This window comes from Cryptosporangium arvum DSM 44712 (assembly GCF_000585375.1).
Lineage (GTDB): Bacteria > Actinomycetota > Actinomycetes > Mycobacteriales > Cryptosporangiaceae > Cryptosporangium > Cryptosporangium arvum.
Window position 1 is genome coordinate 4932711 of record NZ_KK073874.1, and the last position, 20337, is coordinate 4953047.

General features: G+C 73.4%; 19 protein-coding genes. 9 read left to right on the top strand and 10 right to left on the bottom strand.

From position 1 onward, the window contains the following. Entirely contained in the window at window positions 1–630 is a 630-nt protein-coding gene (locus tag CRYAR_RS22235) for a TetR/AcrR family transcriptional regulator (protein WP_035854924.1), read from the bottom strand. Between the two features lie 41 nt (window positions 631–671). On the opposite strand from CRYAR_RS22235, the gene CRYAR_RS22240 reads away from it, so the two are divergent. Then, the gene (locus CRYAR_RS22240; RefSeq protein ID WP_035854933.1) at window positions 672–2537 is read left to right on the top strand and encodes an AMP-binding protein; all 1866 of its coding nucleotides are present in this window, start codon (window positions 672–674) and stop codon (window positions 2535–2537) included. A gap of 10 nt (window positions 2538–2547) precedes the next feature. On the opposite strand, the gene CRYAR_RS22245 is transcribed toward CRYAR_RS22240, so the two are convergent. After that, window positions 2548–3579 (bottom strand): quinone oxidoreductase family protein, encoded by a 1032-nt coding sequence (locus CRYAR_RS22245; protein ID WP_035854945.1) that lies wholly within the window; start codon window positions 3577–3579, stop codon window positions 2548–2550. Between the two features lie 73 nt (window positions 3580–3652). On the opposite strand from CRYAR_RS22245, the gene CRYAR_RS22250 reads away from it, so the two are divergent. Then, window positions 3653–4552, top strand: coding sequence for a LysR family transcriptional regulator (locus CRYAR_RS22250; protein ID WP_035854956.1), 900 nt, complete (start codon window positions 3653–3655; stop codon window positions 4550–4552). 3 nt (window positions 4553–4555) lie between these two features. On the opposite strand, the gene CRYAR_RS22255 is transcribed toward CRYAR_RS22250, so the two are convergent. The 5 genes from CRYAR_RS22255 to CRYAR_RS22275 are packed head-to-tail and all read right to left on the bottom strand — an operon-like array spanning window position 4556 to window position 10194. After that, window positions 4556–5377, bottom strand: coding sequence for a carbohydrate ABC transporter permease (locus tag CRYAR_RS22255; protein WP_035854967.1), 822 nt, complete (start codon window positions 5375–5377; stop codon window positions 4556–4558). Next, a complete protein-coding gene (locus CRYAR_RS22260; protein ID WP_035854975.1) occupies window positions 5367–6239 on the bottom strand; it encodes a carbohydrate ABC transporter permease in 873 nt (290 codons plus the stop codon). The genes CRYAR_RS22255 and CRYAR_RS22260 overlap by 11 nt, the downstream gene beginning before the upstream one ends. Beyond that, window positions 6236–7504 (bottom strand): ABC transporter substrate-binding protein, encoded by a 1269-nt coding sequence (locus tag CRYAR_RS22265; RefSeq protein ID WP_051570790.1) that lies wholly within the window; start codon window positions 7502–7504, stop codon window positions 6236–6238. Before CRYAR_RS22265 ends, CRYAR_RS22260 begins: the two co-directional genes overlap by 4 nt. Before the next feature lie 27 nt (window positions 7505–7531). Further along, the gene (locus CRYAR_RS22270; protein WP_035865804.1) at window positions 7532–9124 is read right to left on the bottom strand and encodes an FAD-dependent oxidoreductase; all 1593 of its coding nucleotides are present in this window, start codon (window positions 9122–9124) and stop codon (window positions 7532–7534) included. 38 nt (window positions 9125–9162) lie between these two features. Next, window positions 9163–10194 carry a LacI family DNA-binding transcriptional regulator gene (locus CRYAR_RS22275; protein ID WP_035854980.1) on the bottom strand — a complete coding sequence of 344 codons (1032 nt, stop codon included), beginning with the start codon at window positions 10192–10194 and terminating at the stop codon, window positions 9163–9165. A 205-nt stretch (window positions 10195–10399) separates the two neighbouring features. On the opposite strand from CRYAR_RS22275, the gene CRYAR_RS22280 reads away from it, so the two are divergent. Together CRYAR_RS22280 and CRYAR_RS22285 are read left to right on the top strand one after the other, a co-directional pair. Further along, entirely contained in the window at window positions 10400–11398 is a 999-nt protein-coding gene (locus CRYAR_RS22280) for a glycoside hydrolase family protein (RefSeq protein ID WP_035854982.1), read from the top strand. 282 nt (window positions 11399–11680) lie between these two features. After that, window positions 11681–12349, top strand: coding sequence for a hypothetical protein (locus tag CRYAR_RS22285; RefSeq protein WP_157017967.1), 669 nt, complete (start codon window positions 11681–11683; stop codon window positions 12347–12349). A gap of 675 nt (window positions 12350–13024) precedes the next feature. On the opposite strand, the gene CRYAR_RS22290 is transcribed toward CRYAR_RS22285, so the two are convergent. Continuing rightward, complete coding sequence (locus CRYAR_RS22290; protein WP_035854986.1) at window positions 13025–15133, bottom strand: MMPL family transporter; 2109 nt, start codon at window positions 15131–15133, stop codon at window positions 13025–13027. A 137-nt stretch (window positions 15134–15270) separates the two neighbouring features. Between CRYAR_RS22290 and CRYAR_RS22295 the strand changes: the two genes are divergently transcribed. After that, window positions 15271–16347 carry a sensor histidine kinase gene (locus CRYAR_RS22295; protein ID WP_035854988.1) on the top strand — a complete coding sequence of 359 codons (1077 nt, stop codon included), beginning with the start codon at window positions 15271–15273 and terminating at the stop codon, window positions 16345–16347. Continuing rightward, window positions 16344–16985 (top strand): response regulator, encoded by a 642-nt coding sequence (locus CRYAR_RS22300; protein WP_035854990.1) that lies wholly within the window; start codon window positions 16344–16346, stop codon window positions 16983–16985. Before CRYAR_RS22295 ends, CRYAR_RS22300 begins: the two co-directional genes overlap by 4 nt. Here CRYAR_RS22300 and CRYAR_RS47480 read toward each other — a convergent pair. Further along, the gene (locus CRYAR_RS47480; protein ID WP_157017969.1) at window positions 16958–17176 is read right to left on the bottom strand and encodes a hypothetical protein; all 219 of its coding nucleotides are present in this window, start codon (window positions 17174–17176) and stop codon (window positions 16958–16960) included. The genes CRYAR_RS22300 and CRYAR_RS47480 overlap by 28 nt on opposite strands. 80 nt (window positions 17177–17256) lie before the next feature. Next, the gene (locus CRYAR_RS22305) at window positions 17257–17568 is read right to left on the bottom strand and encodes an STAS domain-containing protein (protein ID WP_169745072.1); all 312 of its coding nucleotides are present in this window, start codon (window positions 17566–17568) and stop codon (window positions 17257–17259) included. A gap of 120 nt (window positions 17569–17688) precedes the next feature. Here CRYAR_RS22305 and CRYAR_RS22310 point away from each other — a divergent pair, with 120 nt between their 5' ends. The 3 genes from CRYAR_RS22310 to CRYAR_RS22320 are packed head-to-tail and all read left to right on the top strand — an operon-like array spanning window position 17689 to window position 20218. Beyond that, on the top strand, window positions 17689–18363 hold the full coding sequence (locus tag CRYAR_RS22310; RefSeq protein ID WP_035854992.1) for a response regulator transcription factor: 675 nt from the start codon (window positions 17689–17691) through the stop codon (window positions 18361–18363). Continuing rightward, a complete protein-coding gene (locus tag CRYAR_RS22315; RefSeq protein WP_035854995.1) occupies window positions 18360–19676 on the top strand; it encodes a sensor histidine kinase in 1317 nt (438 codons plus the stop codon). Before CRYAR_RS22310 ends, CRYAR_RS22315 begins: the two co-directional genes overlap by 4 nt. Beyond that, window positions 19673–20218: a GerMN domain-containing protein gene (locus CRYAR_RS22320; RefSeq protein WP_035854996.1), complete on the top strand. Its 546-nt coding sequence runs from the start codon at window positions 19673–19675 to the stop codon at window positions 20216–20218. The genes CRYAR_RS22315 and CRYAR_RS22320 overlap by 4 nt, the downstream gene beginning before the upstream one ends. Window positions 20219–20337: the final 119 nt, after the last annotated feature.

The window sequence follows — 20337 nt, forward strand, 5'->3', positions numbered from 1 at the left end:
CTACCTCGGGAGCAGGCCGCCGAAGAGCATGGCGAGGAACTGGTCGGCGACCGACTCGTGCGTCAGCTCGCCGTCCGGGTTGTACCAGCCGACCGTGCCCCACACGCTGTCGCGGATGAAACGGTACGTGACGCGGGCGTCGAGGTCGTCGCGGAAGTCCCCGGACGCGGCCCCGGCGTCGAGCACGTCGAGCCATTGGGTGGTGACGTCCTGGCTGATCGTCGCCACGTAGGAGAAGTCGGGCAGGTGCGTGACCAGCGCGGATTCGTTCTGGTAGAGCGCGACCGCGTGCGGGCTGCGGTGGATCGTCGCGAACGAGGACCGGATGAGTCCTTCGAGCATCTCGCGCGGGGTGTCGCGGCCGGCGACGATCTCCGCGAACGACGCGTGCAGGCCGCCCATGAAGTCGCGCAGGATCTCGTCCAGCATCGCTTCTTTGGAGTCGAAGTGGTGGTACAGGCTGCCGGAGAGGATTCCGGCCGCGTCCCCGATGTCCCGCACGGTCGTCTGGGTGTAGCCCTTGGTGGCGAACAGCTCGGCCGCGATCGCCAGGAGCTCCGCGCGGCGGCCCTGGGTTCTGCCCGACGTGGCACGCCGCTTCGAGCGCGGAACGGACTCCGTGGTGGCCATGGGACAAGCTTACCGAACAAGCATTTGCTCAGGGAGGCGCGATGCTGACCGTCGACACGGTGCCCGATCTGCTGCGTGGGGCGGCGGCCCGGTTCGGGCCCGCGACCGCGATCGCCGACGGGGCGGAGCGGGTGAGCCACGTCGACCTGCTCGAGCGGGTCCGCGCGGCCGGCCGAGCGTATCTCGCCGCCGGCGTGCGCCCCGGTGACCGAATCGCGGTGTGGGCGAGAAACCGGCCGGAGTTCGTGGTCGCGCTGCTCGGCGCCGAGTACGTAGGGGTGGCGGTGGTTCCGCTGAACACCCGCTTCCGCGGCCACGAGGCGGCCCACATCCTGCGGCGCTCCCGCGCGGTCGCCCTGGTGGTGGACGACGGCTTCCTCGCCACCGACTACCTCGGCATGCTCCGCGCGGCCGCCGCGGAACCCTCCCCCGCCGGCGGAGAACAAGCGCCGCCCGCAGGCGGCGAACACCCGCCACCCGCAAGCGCAGAACATCCGCCGCCCGCCGAGAGCCGTCCCGCCGGTGCACGCGACCCGGCGGCGGTCGCCGCGGGTGCCGTCGCCGCCCGGGCCGCCGGCGCCGGAGCCGCCGCCGCACGCACCGCCCGCGCGGCGAGCGCAGGCGTCGCCGGAGGCGGAGACTCCCCGGTGGACGCGGCGCCCGCGAGCGCCGCGGCGGACGTGCCCGGCGAGGTGGGCGAACGCCTGCCGGTCCCCGGGCTGCCGCACCTGCGGGTGGTGGTCGAGCTGGGAAGCGAGGTCCCGGACGGCGCCGTCGGGTGGGAGGACTTTCTCGCCGCCGGAAACACCGTGCCGGCCGCTGACGTGGAGGCCGCCGCGGACGGGGTCACGCCGGAGACGGTGTGCGACGTGCTCTTCACCTCGGGCACCACCGGGGTGCCCAAAGGCGTCATGAGCAGCCATCGTCAGACGCTCAGCGTGGCCGCGGTCTGGGCGCGCGGCGCCGGGCTGAGCCCGGACGACCGGTACGCGATCGTGAACCCGTTCTTCCACAGCTTCGGCTACAAAGCCGGCATCGTCGCGGCGATCACCGGTGGGGCCACGATCCACCCGGTGCCGGTGTTCGACCCCGGGGCGGTGCTGAGCCTGATCGAACGCGAGCGCATCACCGTGCTGCCGGGGGCGCCCACGATCTTCACGACGCTGATCAACCATCCGGACCGCGAGAGCTACGACCTCTCGAGCCTGCGTTTCTCGATCGCGGGCGCCGCGTCCGTTCCCGAGAACCTGTTCCCGAACATGCGTGAGATCCTCGGCTTCGATCAGGTCGCGCAGGCCTACGGGCTCACCGAGTGCGTCGTGGCGACCCAGTCACGGCCCGGCGAGGACCTGGCGCACATCGCCGAGACCACCGGGCCTGCGGTGCCGGGGCTGGAGATCCGCATCGTCGCCCCCGACGGCACCGAAGCGCCCACCGGCGCCGACGGGGAGATCCGGATCCGCGGCGCGAACGTCATGCTCGGCTACTTCGAGGACCCCGGGGCGACGAGCGCCGCGATCGACCCCGACGGCTGGCTCCACACCGGTGACCAGGGTCGCAAGGACGAGCACGGCTGCGTGACGATCACCGGCCGGATCAAGGACATGTACATCGTCGGCGGGTTCAACGTGTACCCGGCCGAGGTGGAGAACGTGCTCGCCGCGCATCCGGACGTGATGGAGGCGGCGGTCGTCGGGGTGCCGGACGCGCGGCTGGGGGCGGTCGGCCGTGCGTACGTCATCGCCCGGCCGGGTACCGCCCCGGCCGCGGAGGCGCTCGTCGCGTTCTGCCGCGAGCGGATCGCCAACTTCAAGGTGCCGAGCGAGGTCGTGTTCCTCGCCGAGCTCCCCCGCAACGCCGGCGGCAAGGTCCTCAAACGCGTCCTCGCCGGCGAGGACACCCCCTGACCAGCGCGGGTCACATCGTCACGACGACCAGTGGCGCGCCCGGTGCGGCGGCCGCGTCCATCGCCGCCGGGAGTTCCGCCAGCGGGAAGGACGCGGCCGGGATCGCCCCCAAATCGAGCAGACCGGCCGCGACCAGGGTCAGCAGGCGCGCCGGCGCGTCGTCGGGGTACATGAAGTTGCCGATGATCTCGGTGCCGGCGAGCATCAGCGCCGTGTAGTCGATCGGCAGCGGGGCGCTCGCGCTGCCCATCAGCACGAGGCGGCCGGTTCGTCGCAGGGCGGCGAGGGCCGCGAGCGTGCTGTCCGGGCTGACGGCGCCGCCGACGAGATCGAGCGCGAGGTCGACCGGACCCCCGGCCGCCGCGCGCAGGGCGTCGGCATCAGCGGGAACGGAACCGGTGAGCCGGACCGGCACCACCCGCTCCAGCGCCGCGAGGCGCTCCAGGACGGCCGGGTTGCGCCCGGCGGCGACCACCCTGGCGGCGCCGAGAGCCTTCGCGACGTGGACGCCGGCCGAACCGAACGCGCCGGTGGCCCCGTTGACGACGACGGTCTCGCCCGGCGTGAGCCGTCCGCGCAGCAGGCCGCCGTACGGGACGAGGCAGCGGGTGACCGCGACGACGTCACCGAGCCCGGCGGGGACCGGGGTCACCGTCGACACCGGCGCGACGACCTTCTCGGCGAGCGTGCCGTCGCGCCACGTGTCGCGTACCGCCGGCGTCTCCGACGTGAGGCCGATCAGGCCCCGGGCGGGGTCCGGGACGTTCTCGGCCGCGGTGTAGTTGCCGGTGACCAGCACGCGCTGCCCGGTGGCCAGCGTGAACACACCCCGGCCGACCCGCTCGACGACGCCCACCCCGCTGGTGCCCGGCGTGAACGGGCCGGTGGGCCGGTGGTAGTGGCGCAGCGTCCCGGCCACGTACGCGCGGAAGTAGCTCAGGATCGGTGCCGCCTCCAGCCGCACCACGACCGCGCCGTCCGGTGGCTCCGGGTCGGGCACGTCGCCGAACGTGAGGGTCGCGTCGAGCCGCCAGGCTTTCACGCCTCCCGACGCTAGAGCGGGCCGACGGCATGCGACCAACGAGACTTACGCAGGCCTGGTATTCCTGGAACGCATGGATCTGTCCTCGGTGCCGACCGGGTCGCTGCGGGTGTTCGCGGAGGTCGCCGCGCGGGGCACGCTGACGGCCGCGGCGGCGGCACTCGGCTACACGCAATCCGCGGTGTCCCGGCAGATCGCCGTGCTGGAACGCGCCGCCGGTGCCGCGCTGCTCGAACGACGGCGCGACGGCGTGCTGCTCACCGGGGCCGGGCGCATCGTGCTCCGGCACGCGTCCGCGGTGCTGGACCGGGTGGCGGCCACTGAGCGGGAGCTGGCCGGTCTGCCGCCCCGGGCGGGCACGGTGCGCCTGGGCTGGTATCCCAGCGCGGGGGCCGTGCTGGTGCCGCGGGCGATCGCCGCGCTGCGCCGGTCGGATCCGGCCATCACCGTGACGACGCGCGAGGGCACGACGCCGGTGCTCGTGCGCGCGCTCCGGGCCGGAACCCTCGACCTCGCGGTGCTCGCCGCGCTCCCCCCGTTCCGGCCGTTCGACGCCGAGTCGCCGCCGTTCGTCGTCGAGACGCTGAGCGAGCGGGCGCTGTGCGTCGCGGTCGGGGCCGACCACCCGCTCGCCGCCCGGGACGCCGCCGACCCGGCCGACCTGCGCGGGCAGCGGTGGATCGCCGGGCCGGGCGGGGACGGCCTCGGGGTCTGGCCCGGCCTCGACGAGCGGCCGGTGATCGCGCACACCGCCCGGGACTGGCTGGCGAAACTCCAGCTGGTCGCGGCCGGGTGCGGGGTGACGACCGCGCCGGTCGCGCTCGCGGGCGCCGCCCCGGCCGGGGTGCGGTTCGTGCCGGTGCGCGGCGGCGGGGAGGTCCGCCGCACGGTGCTGGCCCGCCGGCCGGGCCCACCCGACGATACGGTCTCGGCGCTGGCCGCCGCGCTCCGCGCCGCCGCCGCGCCGTCCTGAGGCCTACCCCTTCAACCCCGTGTGCGCGAGGCCCTCCACGAACTGGCGTTGGGCGGCGACGAACACCGCCAGCACCGGGATCGCGGTCAGCGAGGCCGCGGCCAGCTGCACGTTCCACATCGGCCCGCCGTACGCGTCGACGTACTGCGTCAACGCCTGCGGCAGCGTGAACTTCGACGGTGTGGTCAGGTAGACGATCGGCTCCAGGTACAGGTTCCAGCTGTGCAGGAACGTGAAGATCGCGACCGCCCCGAGCGCCGGCCGGGCCAGCGGCAACCCGATCCGGACGTACGTCCCGAACCGGCCCAGGCCGTCGACCCGGGCGGCCTCCTCGAGCTCACGCGGCAGCGCGAGGAAGAACTGACGCATGATGAACGTCGCCAGCACGCTCGGGGCGCCGAAGATCGGCACCAGGATCAGCGGCCAGTGCGTGTTCGTCAGCCCGAGTTTCAGGAACATCTGGAACAGCGGGACGATCGTCACCTCACTCGGGATGAGCAGCCCGGTGAGGATCACCACGAACAGCACGTTGGCCCCGCGGAACGGGATCCGCGCGAACGCGTACCCGGCCAGCGACGAGACGACGAGCGTCCCGGCCGTGACGATCACCGCGATGGAGAGGCTGTTCCAGTACTGCTGCGCGAACGGCTGCAGCGCGAACACCCGCTCGTAGGCCTCGACGGTCGGCGAGGCCGGCCACAGCGCCGGGGGGAACGCGAAGATCTCACGCACCGGCTTGAACGACGACGTGACCATCCACCACGTCGGGAACACGAACGGCACGGCCAGCAGGCACACCGGCAGGTAGAGCCACCTACGACTCATCGAGCACCCACCTCCGGCGCATCCGCCACTGCACGAGCGTCAGGATGAGCACGATCGCGAACAGCAGCACCGACAACGCCGATCCGTAGCCGAAGTGGTGGAACTGGAACGCCTGCTGGTACAGGTAGTAGACGAGGACCGTCGTCGACGTCCCCGGCCCGCCCTGCGTCAGCACCGCGATCTGGGCGAACACCTGCAGCGAACCGACGACCGTGATGATCGAGGTCAGCAGCACGGTGGGGCTGATCATCGGCAGCGTGATCCGGCGGAACCGGGTCCAGGCCCCGGCTCCGTCGATCGTCGCGGCCTCGTACAGCTGCGCCGGAACGCCCTGCAGCGCGGCCAGGAACAACACCATGTTCAGCCCGACGTTCTTGAACACCTGCACCAGGACGACGGCGCCCATCGCGGTGCCGCCGCCACGCAGCCAGTTCGGGCCGTCGATCCCGGCCAGCCGCAGCAGCCCGTTGATGCCGCCGTCGTCCTGGAGCAGGAAACCCCAGACGATCGTCCACGCGACGAGCGACACCACGACCGGCGAGAAGAACAGCGTCCGGAAGACGATCGTGCCGCGCAGCCTCTGGTTGAGCAGCACCGCGAGCAGCAGCGCCAGCCCGAGGTTGACCACGACGAGCCCCACCGAGAACAGGCCGGTCGCGCCCAGCACCCCGGGCAGCCGCGGATCGTCGACGAGCGCCGCGTAGTTCTCGGTGCCCACGAACGAGAACGAGTCCGCGAGGACGTTCCACTCGTGCAGGCTGTACCAGACCACCAGCCCGAGCGGCACGAAGACGAACACCACGCTGCCGATCAGCTGGGGCGCGACGAACAGGTAGCCGACAAGGTGGTCGCGCTGCTTCATTGCTTGAGCAGCGGCGCGATCGCCGCGCACACCGAGCCGAGCACCGCCGGGACGTCCGCGCCGGGCTTCCACAGCGGATCCAGCGCCGAGCGGACCTGCTGACCGATCTCGGCCGACGAGACGTGGCTCGGCTTCACCGTGCCCGAGTCGATCCCGTCGATCACGACCGCCTGCAGCTGGTCGGGCTTGAGCAGCGGGTTGCCGGCCGCCAGCGTCTCGGTGTTCAGCTGCGACCTGCGCGGCGGCGGGAAGAACCGCGCGAGCTTCTTCGAGTTCGCGGGGTTGGTGAGGAACGCGAGGAAGTCCGTCGCGGCGTCGGCGTGCTTGCTCTTCTTGAGGACGCCGATCCCGGCCTGGCCGATCACGCTGTACTCCCCCGCCGGCCCGGACGGCAGCGGCACGAGGTCCCAGCCGAACGTCTGGTCCTTCAGCAGCGACGCGCGGCTGATCTGCGTGATCGTCATCGCGGCGTCACCGGCGAAGAAGTCCGGCGCGGTACCGGGGCCCGGCAGCGCCTGGGCGGTGAAGATCGCGTCGTGGAGCGCGGTCATCGCGGCGACCATCTCGGGCTTGTCGAAGCCGCAGGTCCTGCCGTCCTCGCTCCAGGCCTCGGCGCCCCAGCCGCCCCACACCGTGGCCAGGTTGTCCCACGTCTTGTAGTCGAAGTCGCGGACGACGAGCCCGGCCTTCCCGGCCTTCGACCGCACCGCCGACCCGAGCGCGAACGCCGCGTCCCACGTCCACTTGCCCTGGCTGATCAGCGCCGTCGGGGTCGGCTGCCCGGCCTTCGTCACCAGGTCGTTGTTCACGAACACGCCGAACGGCGACGTCGAGAATGGGTACGCGTAGAGATGGTCGTCCTGGGTCCAGAGTTTCGTCGTACTCGGCTGCAGGTCGTCGAACTCGTATCCGGAGGCGGCGCCGAGGGTGTCCTCGAGCGGAACGAGCGCTCCGGACTCGACGAAGTCGGGTGCCGAGTTCTCCAGGATCCACGCCAGGTCGGGAGCATTGCCGCCGGCGAGCTGCGTGGTGAGCGTGGTCGTGTAGTTGTCCAGCGGCAGCGAGTCGAACGTGATCGCGGTGACGTCCGGATGGGCCTTCCGGTACTCGTCGGCGATGCCGTTGAGCAGAGCCAGGTGGTCGGGGCTGGAGGACCAGATCGTCATCCGCAGCGTCGCCGGGCCGTCGTCGGCGTCGCCGCCGCCGCACGCCGTCAGGGCCAGCAGGCTCGCGGCCGCCGCGACAGCGACAATTCTCAACCTCATCACGTGCTCCTTTGCGGTGGTGGGGGCTCAGTAGCCGACGACGTCGGGCCAGCGCCGCTCGACGCCGTCGTCGTCGAGGCGGGCCTGGTATTCGCCGAGCAGCGCGGGCGTGGCGCGCACCGCCCGGGGTGCGACGTTCCGGTCGAGGCAGAACGCGGCGAGCGCACCGGCCGCCTCACCGACGTTCCACTCGACCGGGTGCAGCCGGTAGCAGCCGTTCGTGACGTGCGTGGCGCCCAGCGATTTGCCCGCCGCGAGCAGGTTCTCCATCCGCCGCGGGAGCAGCGCCCCGAGCGGGATCTCGAACGGGCACGACGGGACGTCGAGGTAGTTGTCGCCGCCGGTCGAGGGGTGCAGGTCGATGCGGTACATGCCGACGCCGACGCTGTCGTCGTAGGACACCGCACCCTTGTCGCCCCGGACGGCGAGCGACAGGTCCTGTTCGACGATCGTGTACTCGGCGCGGATCCGCCGTCCCTCGCGGATGTACGGGGCCTGGGCCAGCCCGTCGGCCGACCCGGTGACGTCGCCGCGCAGGCGTAGGCCGGGGTGGCCGGTGCCGCCGTCCTCGCGGGGCGCCTCGGTCTGGAGCCAGTAGAGCACCGAGCGGGACAGGTCCCTGGCCGCGTCGAGGTGCTTCACGGCGTCGGGGACGTCGATGACCGGGGCCTCGAAGTAGTCGATCATCGGCCAGTTCACCAGCGTGATGTCGCTGGCGTACGCCCCGGGCACGAAGTGCCGCCGGGCCGCGATCCGCCGGAATGTCCACAGGTTGCCGTCGCCGGGGCTCAGGCGCTGATCGGCGACGACGGCGAGCGGGTCGTCGTCGGGGTTGGGGGTGAAGGACCGGACGCTGGTCTCCAGCGTGCGGGGGTTCGGCGTCCGCCAGCCGAGGAGCGGACCACCCCAGAACTCCGGCCGGTACGCGCGCCAGAAGTCGTAGCTCGCCGGGCGGTCGATCGTGTGGTCGCCGTCGACGCGGTCGATCGCGAAGCAGACCGAGACCGCCTGCATGTTCGCCGGCTGTGCCTCGTCGGGAGCGCTGGGTTCGCCGGTGTCGTCCCGGGACTCGAAGCCGGTGACGTACTCGGTGCCGGTGAGCGGGAGCAGTTCCCCGGTCTCGGTGGCGTCCAGGACGTACGCGGCGGCGGCGGTGACCGTGGTGCCGTCCCGGCCGGTCAGCTCGACCGCGGTGACGCGGTCGCCGTCGGTCTCCGCACCGGTCGGGCGGTAGGGCTGCAGAACGGTGAGCCGCCCGCTCCCCCGGTACGGCGCGAGCATCGCGTCGATCACCGCGACCGCGACCCGGGGTTCGGCACAGAGCCGGCTAACGTGCCCCGCGCCGGGATTGAGCTCGCGGGCGGCGCGCGACCGGGCCGTGAGCGGGTAGTAGCGGCGGTAGTAGTCGCGGATGCCGTCGCGCAGCGCCCGGTAGGACGCGGTGACGCCGAAGCGCTCCACCCAGCTGTGCTCGTCGGGTGGGACGGCCTGGCTGGTCAGCTGCCCGCCGAGCCAGTCGAACTCCTCGCTGAGCACGACGCTGCGCCCCGCGCGTAACGCCGCGAGCGCGGCGGCGACACCCCCTAACCCGCCGCCCACGATCAGTACGTCAGCGTGCACGTCCGCCACGGAAGCTCCTTCGGTCGGTTCGGTGGCCGTCATCGCGCCGCGGGGCGGGCGAGGGTCGCCCCCACGACGGGCTCGCAGGCGAGCAGGCGCTGCAGATCGGCGGTCTCACCTTCGAGGGCCGCGGTGAGCACCTCGACGGCCTGCCAGCCCATCGCGCGGCGCGGGATCGAGAAGCCGGTGAAGTCGAGCCGGTCGGCCGGGTCGCCGTCGATCGGGCGGACCGGGTCGCCCAGCGTCAGCACCGACAGGTCGGCCGGGACGTCGAGGCCGCGTTCCCGGGCGAAGCCGACGAGCGCGACCGCGTCCGCGGGCTCCTCGACGAACAGCGCGGTGGCGCCGGCCGCGAGCAGCGCGTCGAGGGCGGAGGCGCTCACGTCGGCGGCGTGCAGCGGATCCCCCACGGCGGCGCCCTCGATCGTCTCCCGGTAGCCGCGCAGCCGATCGGCGGAGGACTCGGCGCCCGCGCCGGGCCCCACGTAGGCCGTCGTGCGGTGCCCGAGCGCGAGCGCGTCGCGCACCAGGGCGGCGGTCGCGGCGGCGTAACCCGCCCCGACGTAGGGCACCGCGTCGTGGTCCCGGCGCCCGACCGCGGCGATCGGATACCCGTCGGCGACCAGCTTGGACAGGTCGTCGGCGTCCATGTGACGACCGAGCAGCACCGAGCCGTCGGCCAGCCGCAGCCGGTTGTCCTCGTGCAGGATCCGCCGCCGCCCGTCGATCACCGGTGTGCTGGTGAACAGCAGCAGGTCGCACCCGAGCCGCTCGGCCGCCTCCTCGATCCCGACCAGGAACGGGTGGTAGAAGTCGCGCGTCGCGCTCGGGAACACCGGCTCGTAGGTGAACACGCCGATGATCCGGTTGCGACGGTCGACGAGCCGCCGGGCGATCGGGTCGGCCACGTACCCGGTCTCCCGGATCACCTCCAGCACCCGCTCCCGGGTCTCCGGGGCGATCCGCACCCCGGCGTCCGTGCGGTTGTTCAGCACCAGGGACACCGTCGCCTGGCTGACCCGGGCCAGGCGAGCGATGTCCCGCTGGGTGATGCGGCGCGGATTGCTCACGGATCGTGTCTCCTAGCGTGGACGCTAATACGTATCAGCGCGATGGACCGGAATCTTGGAGTGCGCGGTGCGCTCCCGTCAAGAGGGTCGGACCGATTCATGAATCCCCTTTGATAATTCGTATTAGCAGCTTGACCGACGGTTTCTCGGGGCAGAACACTCGGGGCTTCCGGGGGCCACACACTCAGTGACGAGGAGATGGCACATGACGGGCGTCGACACGGGTTTTGACCGGCGGACGTTCCTGCGTGGCGCGGCCGCTCTCGGCGGTGGCGCCCTGCTGGGCGGGGGCGCGCTGGGCGCCGCCCCGGCTGCGGCCGCACCGGCCGGCTTCCCGAGCTACCAGTACCTCGGCGTGGCCTTCGACAAGACCGCGCTGCGCTACAACCCGACGAACGAGCTGATCTTCCCGTGCATCCGCGGGGTCTACGACAAACTCGGCACGCGCCTCGGGCGCTACTACCTCTACTACGCGCCGCACGACGCCCCGGGCGGGATCTGCCTCGCGTACGGCAACTCGCTGGCCGGGCCGTTCACCGAGTACGCGGCGAACCCGATCGTCGCGAACGTGTGGGCGCCGCACTATTCGGTCAACCACGTGTCGTCGCCGCACGTGATCTGGCAGGCGTCGGCCAAGCGGTTCCTGATGTACTTCCACGGGGCCAACAACGCGACCCGGCTCGCCACGTCGGCGAACGGCGTGAACTGGTCGTACGTCGGCACGGTGCTGACCACCGCGAACATCACCGGGCTCACCGAGACCTCCTACGCCCGGGTCTTCGAGCACCCGATCGCGTCGAAGGGCAGCACGTACGTGATGGTGTTCATGGGCGTGCTCGGCGGGAAGCGCTATCTGTACTGGGGCTGGTCGGCGGACGGGTTCTCCTGGACCTACGACCCGTCGCCGCTGGTGTCGCCGTCCGGGGACGGCCAGTCGGACCTGTCCGGACCGCACGTGCTGGAACGCAACGGCACGACGTACGTGGTGTACCACGGCGACTCGGGAAAGATGTTCCTCACCGAAGTGGGGCCGAGCTTCGACCGCGAGGTCCACCTGGGGGTCTTCCACACTCCGCTGAGCGGGGCGCCGGACAACAAGCGCTCGGCCGCGCCGTCGTTCGGCAGTGACGGTGGGGTGCAGTACATGTTCTACGAGGCCGGCCAGCGCAGCGGAAGCACGATCGCGATCGCCCGGGCGGTGTGAGGTGGGGTGAGGTAGGCGCGAAGCGGAAGGCCGCGGGTCGACGCTGTGGGGCGGTCGGTGCGGCAGCGGTTCGTGCGGCAGCGGTTCGTGCGGCAGCGGTCGTTTCGGCAGCCGCCCATGCGACACCGGTCGGTGCGCAGCCGACTGTGCGGCTCGGTCGGTGCGCAGCCGAAACCTCGGCTACCGATGCAGCGCAGTGGCAGCCGACTCGGCGCCCGTCGGCGCCGGGGCGTTCGGCGGAGCGGCGGCGTTCAGCAGGGCGGCGGCAGCACCGGTGGTGCGGTGACCGTCCAGCGGGCCGAGCCGGGGCGGCGGTGTGGAGGACACCACCACCGAACCGGCGGTTCCCAGCGCTGTGGTCGGGGCACGGCGTCGACCAGAGCGGGCAGCACGGTGCCGGTGCTGGTGCTGGTGCACGGCGAGGAGCGGGCCGGGTACCAGCGGCAGACAACTCGCCGTACGCGGCCGGCCGGCGAGACCGCCAGCACGCGCCGTGGCTTCTGCCACCAGCACCGCGGGGCCGAGAAGGATCGCGGCACGGCGCGGCGCGCGGGCGGCACGAAGCGGCGCGCGGGCAGTACGAAGCGGCGCGCGGGCGGCACGAAGCGGCGCGCGGGCGGCTCGAAGCGGTGCGAGGGCGGCACGAAGCGGCGCGAGGGCGGCACGAAGCGGCGCGAGGGCGGCACGAAGCGGCTCGAGGGCGGCACGAAGCGGCGCGAGGGCGGCACGGAGCGGCGCGAGGGCGGCACGAAGCGGCGCGAGGGCGGCACGAAGCGGCGCGAGGGCGGCACGAAGCGGCGCGAGGGCGGCACGGAGCGGCGCGAGGGCGGTACGGAGCGGCGCGAGGGTGCTGCCGCACGGTGCGGTGCCGCACGGCGCGCCTTGGAGCGGCCTGGCGCCGAGTGGGGCGGGGCGAGGTTGCCCGGCACCGAGCGGGGTGGGGTGGGGTGACGCGGGGATGCGGCGCGGGATCGGCGCGAGGCGATGCGGTGTGCGGCGCGACGAGAATGTGAGGCCCGGCAGGATGCGATGCGGGCGGGCGGCACAGCGATCCGATGCCACACTCTGCGATTGCAGGGCGGGGCGGGGCGGCGCGAGGCGTGCGGCGCGAGGCAAGGCAATGCGGGCCGCGCAGCACAATCCGATGCCACACGATGCGATCCGGGGCGGCGGGGTGCGACGGGGCGGCGGGCGGAGCGCGGCGGTAGGGCGCGGCGGGTGGCGACGAGGGGCTGTCAACGGGCGGTTGGTGATGAACGGTGCGGTCAGCTCGCCCGCCTTAGACCGGTCGCGAGTGGATCGCGGCCGCGAGCACGGGCGGCAGCACGAAGAGGGTTCCCGTAAGCGTGATGGTCACGGCACCGCGCGCGCCGACTGTCCTCCACCGGCCCGGGGACCGGCACCGGCGCCGTGCGCGCCGATGCCGCAGGCGCCCCTCGCGGCTGCCGCGACGTTCGCACCGGCCGGTCGCCGAGCGGGTGCTCGGAACCGACCGGCCGATGGTCGGGCGGCGCCGCCGGGACTCGGGCCGGCGCTGTGCCGCGTCCTCGGGCCCGCGCTGTGCCGCGTCCTCGGGCCCGGGCTATGCCGAGTCCTCGGGCCCCGAAGCACCCCGGGCACCACCACTCAGTGGAGGCGCACCTCCGGGAGGCGGGCCAGCCTCCGCGGGAACCACCAGGCGTGTTCGCCGGCCAGGGCGAAGAACGCCGGAACCACCAGGCAGCGGACGACTATCGCGTCGACGAGGACGGCGGCGGCGAGGCCCAGTCCCAGCTGGCCGAGCATGCGGTCGCCGGAGAAGATGAACGAGCCGAAGACGACGACCATGATCGCGGCGGCGGCGGTGATGACGCCGCCGGTCGTGGCCAGGCCCTCGCGGAGCGCGGCGGCGGCGTCGAGGCCCCGGCGCCACTCCTCGTGCACGCGGCTGACCAGGAAGACCTCGTAGTCCATCGAGAGGCCGAACACCACGGCGAAGACGATCACCGGCAGGAAGGCCTCGATCGGGCCGGGCTGGGCGCCGAGGTTGCCGTCACCGTAGACGAACGTCATGACGCCGAGCGCGGCGCCGATGCTCAGCAGGTTGGACACGGCGGCCTGGAGGGGCACCAGCACCGAGCGGAACACGACGAGCAGCATCAGCGCGGAGAGGCCGACGACCGCGCCGACGAACCAGGGCAGGCGGGCGGAGACGGTCTCGGCGAAGTCGATCGCGCCCGGCACGGAGCCGCCGACGGCGTACCGCGGGCCGAGTTCGGCGCGCAGGGAGTGGACGAGGTCCGCGGTGCGCTCGTCGGCCGGGCCCCACTCGGGGATCACGAGCACCGCGTTCGGGGCCGGGGTGGCGGGCACCACCGCGGCGACTCCGCGCACCGAGCGCGCCACGGCGACGGCGTCCTCCACGTCCGCACCGTCCGCGGCGAGCACGACGAGCGGACCGTTCGTGCCGGGGCCGAACGCCGACGCCACCAGGTCGTACGCCCGGCGGCTGGTCGAGTCCGTCGCGTCGGTGCCGGCGTCGGCGAACCCGAGACGCAGGCCCGCGGCCGGCAACGCCAGCACGACGAGCACGAGCACCCCGCCGACGAGCGCCGGGACCGGCGCCCGCTGCACCCCCCGCGCCAACGCCCGCCACCGTCCACCCGAGACCCCCGCGCCCCGCCCGCCGCGCCCCCCGGCCCCACCCGCCGCGGACCCACTCGCCCCGCCCCCACCCGCCCCGGACCAGATCCCGATCCCGGCGCGACGAACGATGCGTGCCTCCAGACGACGCCCGAACAGGGTCAGCAACGCCGGGAGCAGCGTGATCGACGCGAGCATTGTCGCCAGCACGGTCAGCGCCACGCTCACCGCGAGCGCGTCGAACGCGGCCAGGCGGAGCGTCAGCATGCCGAGCAGCGCCAGGATCACGATCGCCCCGGCCAGCAGCACCGAGCGGCCGGCGGTGTCCAGCGCCCGTTCGGTCGCCGCGGACCGCTCGGCCCCCGACCGGATCTCGTGCCGGTAGCGCACGAACACCAGCAGCGCGTAGTCGATGCCGACACCGAGCCCGACCAGCGCCATCATCGCGGTCGCGTAGCTCGGGACGGTCAGCAGGTGCGACAGCAGGATCACCGCGCTCACCGCGCTGCCCACCGCGCAGATCGCGGTGACCAGCGGGAGCGTCGCCGCGAGCAGCGACCCGAACAGCGGCACGAGGATGATCAGCGCGGCCAGGAGCCCGATCCCTTCGGCCGGCCCGCCGGCCTCGTTCGCGGCCCGGACCGAGTCGCCGCTCCACTCGACCTGGTACCCGTCCAGCGTCCGGCCGGTCAGGTCCCCGATCGTGTCGGCCGGGGTCTCGCCGGGTGGATGGTCGAGCGTCACGGTGGCGAGGACCGTCCGGCCGTCCGACGACACCGACCCGGGGGTCGCGAAGGGATCGGTCACCGCCGGTCCCAACCCGTCCAGGAACTCCCCCACCGCGGCCCGGTCCGCGGCCCCCGACGCGCGGTGCAGCACGACCGTGACCTCGTCACGGGCCGGTGCGTCGACGGCAAGCGCGTCCGCCACCCGCTGCGACTCGCTCCCCGGCAACGTCGTGTCGTCGGCGAACGCGCTGCCGACCCGTCCGGCGACCAGGGCCAGCGCGCCCACGATCACCACCCACGCCACGAGCGCGGCCCAGTGGTGCCGCAGCGACCACCCGGCGAACCGGCTCAGCACCCCACGCGTACGAACTTCGGTGTCAGTCACGACGGCAACGCTAAGTAACCGGCCCGCCGCACCGCATCGCTCCGGGGTCGGCGCCCGGATCGCCCGTCGACGTAGCGCCGTACGTCCGGAAGCGACACTTCTCCGGGCACCGCCCGGACCGCCGTTACGCTCGTCTGATGACCCCGCGGGAACGATTGCTCGACGCCGCGCTCGCCGCCTTCACGACCACCGCGGTGTCGGTCGCGATCGCCGCCGACCTCGGCTCGCACCGCGGGCCCGACGTCCTCGCGTACGGCGCCGCGGTCGTGCTGGGGGCGGTGCTGCTCGTCCGCCGCCGGTTCCCCCGCGGTGTCCTCCTGGTCAGCGCCGCGCTGCTGATCGCGTACTACGTGCGCGACTACCCGCCGATCGGCCTTCCGGTCCCGCTCGGCGCGGCCCTCTACACCGCGGCCGAGGCCGGGTTCAGCGGCTGGGCGATCGCCGTCAGCACCGGACTGTTGAGCATCTCCACCTACGCCCGCCTGCACGACGGAGAGGATCCGGCCTACCTGTTCGGCTACGAGATCCTGGTGACCGGCGCCGCGATGGCCGCCACGATCGCGCTCGGCGACGGCATCCGCTCGCGCCGCCTGCTCCGGGCCGAGCAGCGTGAACGGCTCGCCCGGGAACGCACGGCGCACGAGCAGGCGCTCTCCGGGGCGCTGCAGGCCGAGCGGCTGGAGGTGGCGCGCGACGTCCACGACGCGGTCGGCCACACGCTCACCGTGGTCTCGCTCCACACCGACGTGGCGCTCGAGGCCGTCGACGACGACCCGGCCGCGACCCGCCGCGCGCTGGAGAACGTCCGGGCCGCGTGCGACACCGCCAGCGCGGAACTGCGCCGCGCGCTCGGCCTGATCCGCGACGCCACCCCGCCGGGCCTGGACGAGTTGCGTGAGCTGGGCGTGGAGGTGCCGCCCGGCCTAGGACCGCTGCCGCCCACCGTCGAGGCGGCGGTGTTCCGCATCGTGCAGGAGGCGGTCACGAACGCTCGCCGCTACAGCGGTGGTTCGCCGATCAGCGTCGATCTGCGTACGACGGAAACCAGTGTGGTGGTGGAAGTCCGCGACGGCGGCGACGGACCGCCTGCCGACCCGGGTACCGGTTTCGGGTTGGTGGGGTTGCGTGAGCGGGTCGCGCTGCTCGGCGGGCGCACGGAGATCGGCCCGCGACCCGAGGGCGGGTTCCGGGTCTGGGTGGCGCTGCCGCGATGATCCGGATCGTGCTCGTCGACGACCAGGACCTGGTGCGTGCCGGGCTGCGTGCGCTGCTGACCCACGACGACGACCTGACGGTCGTCGGGGAGGCCGCCGACGGCGCGTCCGGCGTGGAGGTGGTGCGCCGGCTGCGTCCGGACGTCGTGCTGATGGACGTGCGGATGCCGGGCGTGGACGGGGTCGCGGCGACCGCACGGATCACCGCCGAACTCCCGGCGGTGCGCGTCGTCGTGCTCACCACGTTCGACACCGACGAGCACCTGTTCGACGCGCTGCGCGCGGGCGCGTCGGGGTTCCTGCTCAAGGACATCCGGCCGGGGCCGCTGCGCGAGGCGGTGCGCACGGTCGCCGCCGGGGAGGCGCTGCTGGCTCCGGCGGTGACGCGCCGGGTGATCGCGGCCGCGGCCGTGCACCGGCCCGGGTCGGACACCCGGCTGGACGCGCTCACCGGGCGGGAGCGGGAGGTGCTCGCCGAGGTCGCGACCGGCCGGTCGAACGACGAGGTGGCGGCCGTGCTGTACCTGAGCCCGGCCACCGTGCGCACGTACGTCAGCCGGCTGCTGACGAAGCTCGGCGCACGGGACCGGGCCGGGCTGGTCGTGGTGGCCTACGAGACCGGCCTCGTGCCCCGCTGACGGCGGTTCTCGACGACCATGGCGGCGGCCGCGAAGATCAGCGCGGCGGCGATCCAGGTGACGTGCACACCCAGGATCCCGGCGAGCAGCGCCGCCTGGGCGACGACGACCAGCACGACGGCCGCGACCGACGGGCGGCGGCGGGCGGCGCGGCGACGCGGAATGGCGTAGCGGGCAGGGGCGATTGGCATGGCAACTCCTTCCCAGGGTTGCGCTGGGGTCCGCCCGCGGCCCGGGAGGGGGTGGACTGACGGCCGCGGGCGGACCCGGTCTAGAGGGCGCTCAGCTCGGGCTGGTCGCCGTGGACGGGCAGGATGCGATCGAGGCGGACGTGCTGCAGCACCCGCCGCACCCGGGGGGTGGGGTGCTGCAGCTCCAGCCGGTTGCCTTCGCGGCGCATCCGCCGGTGGAGGTCGAGCAGGTAGGCGATGCCCGCCGCGTCGACGGACGCACAGTCGCGCAGGTCGAGCGTGAGGACGCTCGGTTCGAGCGCGAGCACCTCGGCCACCGACTCGCGGATGGAGGACAGACCGGCGCCGGTGAACGACTCGGCCACGCGTAGCTCGATCACTGGAATACCCATGTGACCAGCGTGATCGTCAACCGTGGAGGTCTCTGGGCAGCTGTGTGACGGTTGCGTGACAATCGCCGCTTCCCTCCGGGGCCCCGGCATTCTGTCGGTGGCTCCGGGGAGGATGGGGCCATGCCGTCAGTGTTGGTGATCGAAGACGACGACCGGATCCGCCTCGCTCTCCTGCTCGCGCTCGAGGAGGAGGGCTTCGAGGCCGACGGCGCCGGCACGGCCGAGGAAGGGCTGCGGCGTCAGCGCCGTTCCCCGGCCGACGTGGTGATCGTCGACCTGATGCTGCCCGGCCTCGACGGGTTCGACTGCATCCGCGAACTGCGCCGTACCGACGACGTGCCGGTGCTCGTGGTCAGCGCGCGCGACGCCACCCAGGACATCGTCACGGCGCTGGAGGCCGGCGCGGACGACTACGTGGTGAAGCCGGTGCCGATCCTCGAACTCGTCGCCCGGCTGCGTGCGTTGCGCCGGCGGGCCGCGTCCCCGGTGCCCGCCGCCGGCGGCTGGACGTTCGGTGAGCTGGCGATCCGCCCCGAGGCCGGTGAGGTGACGCTGGCCGACCGGCCGGTCGCGTTGACGCGCACCGAGTTCCGGCTTCTCTGCGAGCTCGCCGAGAACGCCGGGCGGGTGCTCTCGCGCCGCCAGCTGCTGCAGCAGGTCTGGGAGTACGAGATCGGCGACGAGCGGCTGGTCGACGTGCACGTCGGGCGCCTGCGTCAGAAGATCGAGCCGGATCCGCGGCGGCCCCGCTACCTGGTCACGGTGCGGGGCATGGGCTACAAGCTGTCCGGATGAAGCTGCGGACGCGGGTCACCGCGGTCTTCACGGTCGGGGCGCTGCTGCTCTCGGCCGTGATGGCGCTGCTGTCCTACCAGCTGGTGCGGGTGTCGCTCACCGAGGAGCGGGAGCGGGCCGCGGTGCGCGCGGCGTACTACAACGCATCGGTCGTGCGATCCGGTCTGGCCGCGGACGCTCCCGACGTCGCCGAGATCCTGCGGTCGCTCGAGACCACCGAGAACCGGCAGGTGCTCGTCCAGCGCAACGCGGTCTGGTACTCGCGCACCGCCGACGAGGGCCGGACCAGCGCGATCCCCACCGCGCTGCAGGAGCGCGTCCGCGACGGGGAGGCCTCGGTGCAGCGGGTACGTGCCGCCGGGCGCCCGATGGTGGTGGTCGGGGTGCCGCTGCCCGACGGCACCGCGTTCTACGAGCTCGATTCGCTGGAGGAGCTGGAGCGCACGTTCTCCACGCTCGCGCTGGTACTCACCGTGGTGGCGCTGCTGACCGCGGTGGCCGGTGCGGCGCTCGGCCGGTACGCCACCCGGTCGGTGCTGCGGCCGCTGACCCGGGTCGCGGAGGCCTCCGAGCAGATCGCCGCCGGGCAGGTCCGCACCCACCTCGACCCGGCGGCCGAGCCGGACCTGGCCCGCCTGACCGGGTCCTTCAACCGCATGGTCGAGGAGCTGGCCGACCGGGTGGAACGCGACCGGCGCTTCGCCGCCGACGTGAGCCACGAACTGAAATCCCCGTTGCAGACGCTGGCCGCGGCGGCCTCGGTGCTCCACCGGCGCGCCGCCTCGCTCGACGAACGCAGCGCCGCCGCGGCCACGCTCGTCGTCGAGGAGGTCGACCGGTTCGGGCGGCTGGTCAACGACCTGCTGGAGCTCGCCCGCGGCGACCGGGCGCTGGAACGCACCGAGGTCGACGTGGAGGCGATGGCCCGGGAGATCTGCCGGTCCCGCGGGGTCTCGCCGGACGTGGTGGTGGCCGACGCCGGCACCTGGTACGTCGATCGGCGCCGAGTGGAGGGCATCCTGGTGAACCTCGTCGACAACGCGGTGAAGTACGGCGGTGGTCCGGTGGCGGTTCGCATCGGCGACCACGAGCTGGTCGTCGAGGACGAAGGCCCGGGCATCCGCCCCGAGGACCGCGAGACCGTGTTCCACCGGTTCGTGCGTGGCCACACCGCCTCCGACCGCGCCACCGGCAGCGACGGCACCGGGCTCGGGTTGTCGCTGGTCGCCGCACACGCCGCGGCGCACGGCGGGGCGGCGTCGGTGGAGGATCGCCCCGACGGAGGGGCGCTGTTCCGGGTGCGGGTGCCATGAGGCGGCTGCTCGTGCTCGTCGCGGTGGCCCTCGGCGTGGCCGGCTGCGGCGTCCCGCTCGACTCCGAGCCCCGCGCGGCGCAGCCGATGGCCACCGCGGCGGCCACCCCCGGCGGCGGGGCCACTCCCGGCACCGCCACCGAACGCATCTGCCTGGTCCGCGACTCGCAGCTCGCGCCGGTGCCCCGCCGGGTGACGACGCCCCTGAGCGCCGACGCCCACCTCCGGCTGCTGCTCGACGGCCCCACCCGGGCCGAGCGCAACGAGGGGTACACGAGCGCGCTGACCGGCGCGACCCTGGTGACCGGGGCCACCCAGGACGGCGGCCTGGTGACGGTGGAGACCGGTTCGCAGGAACTCGGCCGCGCCGACGACGTGCTGGTGTTCGGCCAGGTCGTGTGCACGCTGTCGTCCCGGCTACCGGTGGGGGCGGTGGAGTTCGTGCACGACGGGTCGCGCCTGCGGGTGCCGCGGGGGGATGGTTCGCTCACCGCGGGTCCGCTGACGATCGCTGACTACGCGGGGTTGCTCGCGACGGAGTGAGGCCGCGCCCACCCCTCGGCCGTGAATCGCATTCACTCACCTAAGTAGGCCTTAAACCAGCCAGATCGGTACTTTGACTGCGGATCGGGGTGAAGGTCCGGGGCCTGAAGGTCCGGGGC

Bases quoted from the DNA above. Each gene is read 5' to 3' on its own strand.
- CRYAR_RS22235 (WP_035854924.1), bottom strand. From the start codon at position 630: ATGGCCACCACGGAGTCCGTTCCGCGCTCGAAGCGGCGTGCCACGTCG.
- CRYAR_RS22240 (WP_035854933.1), top strand. From the start codon at position 672: ATGCTGACCGTCGACACGGTGCCCGATCTGCTGCGTGGGGCGGCGGCC.
- CRYAR_RS22250 (WP_035854956.1), top strand. From the start codon at position 3,653: ATGGATCTGTCCTCGGTGCCGACCGGGTCGCTGCGGGTGTTCGCGGAG.
- CRYAR_RS22255 (WP_035854967.1), bottom strand. From the start codon at position 5,377: ATGAGTCGTAGGTGGCTCTACCTGCCGGTGTGCCTGCTGGCCGTGCCG.
- CRYAR_RS22260 (WP_035854975.1), bottom strand. From the start codon at position 6,239: ATGAAGCAGCGCGACCACCTTGTCGGCTACCTGTTCGTCGCGCCCCAG.
- CRYAR_RS22265 (WP_051570790.1), bottom strand. From the start codon at position 7,504: ATGAGGTTGAGAATTGTCGCTGTCGCGGCGGCCGCGAGCCTGCTGGCC.
- CRYAR_RS22280 (WP_035854982.1), top strand. From the start codon at position 10,400: ATGACGGGCGTCGACACGGGTTTTGACCGGCGGACGTTCCTGCGTGGC.
- CRYAR_RS22295 (WP_035854988.1), top strand. From the start codon at position 15,271: ATGACCCCGCGGGAACGATTGCTCGACGCCGCGCTCGCCGCCTTCACG.
- CRYAR_RS22300 (WP_035854990.1), top strand. From the start codon at position 16,344: ATGATCCGGATCGTGCTCGTCGACGACCAGGACCTGGTGCGTGCCGGG.
- CRYAR_RS47480 (WP_157017969.1), bottom strand. From the start codon at position 17,176: ATGCCAATCGCCCCTGCCCGCTACGCCATTCCGCGTCGCCGCGCCGCC.
- CRYAR_RS22305 (WP_169745072.1), bottom strand. From the start codon at position 17,568: ATGGGTATTCCAGTGATCGAGCTACGCGTGGCCGAGTCGTTCACCGGC.
- CRYAR_RS22310 (WP_035854992.1), top strand. From the start codon at position 17,689: ATGCCGTCAGTGTTGGTGATCGAAGACGACGACCGGATCCGCCTCGCT.
- CRYAR_RS22315 (WP_035854995.1), top strand. From the start codon at position 18,360: ATGAAGCTGCGGACGCGGGTCACCGCGGTCTTCACGGTCGGGGCGCTG.
- CRYAR_RS22320 (WP_035854996.1), top strand. From the start codon at position 19,673: ATGAGGCGGCTGCTCGTGCTCGTCGCGGTGGCCCTCGGCGTGGCCGGC.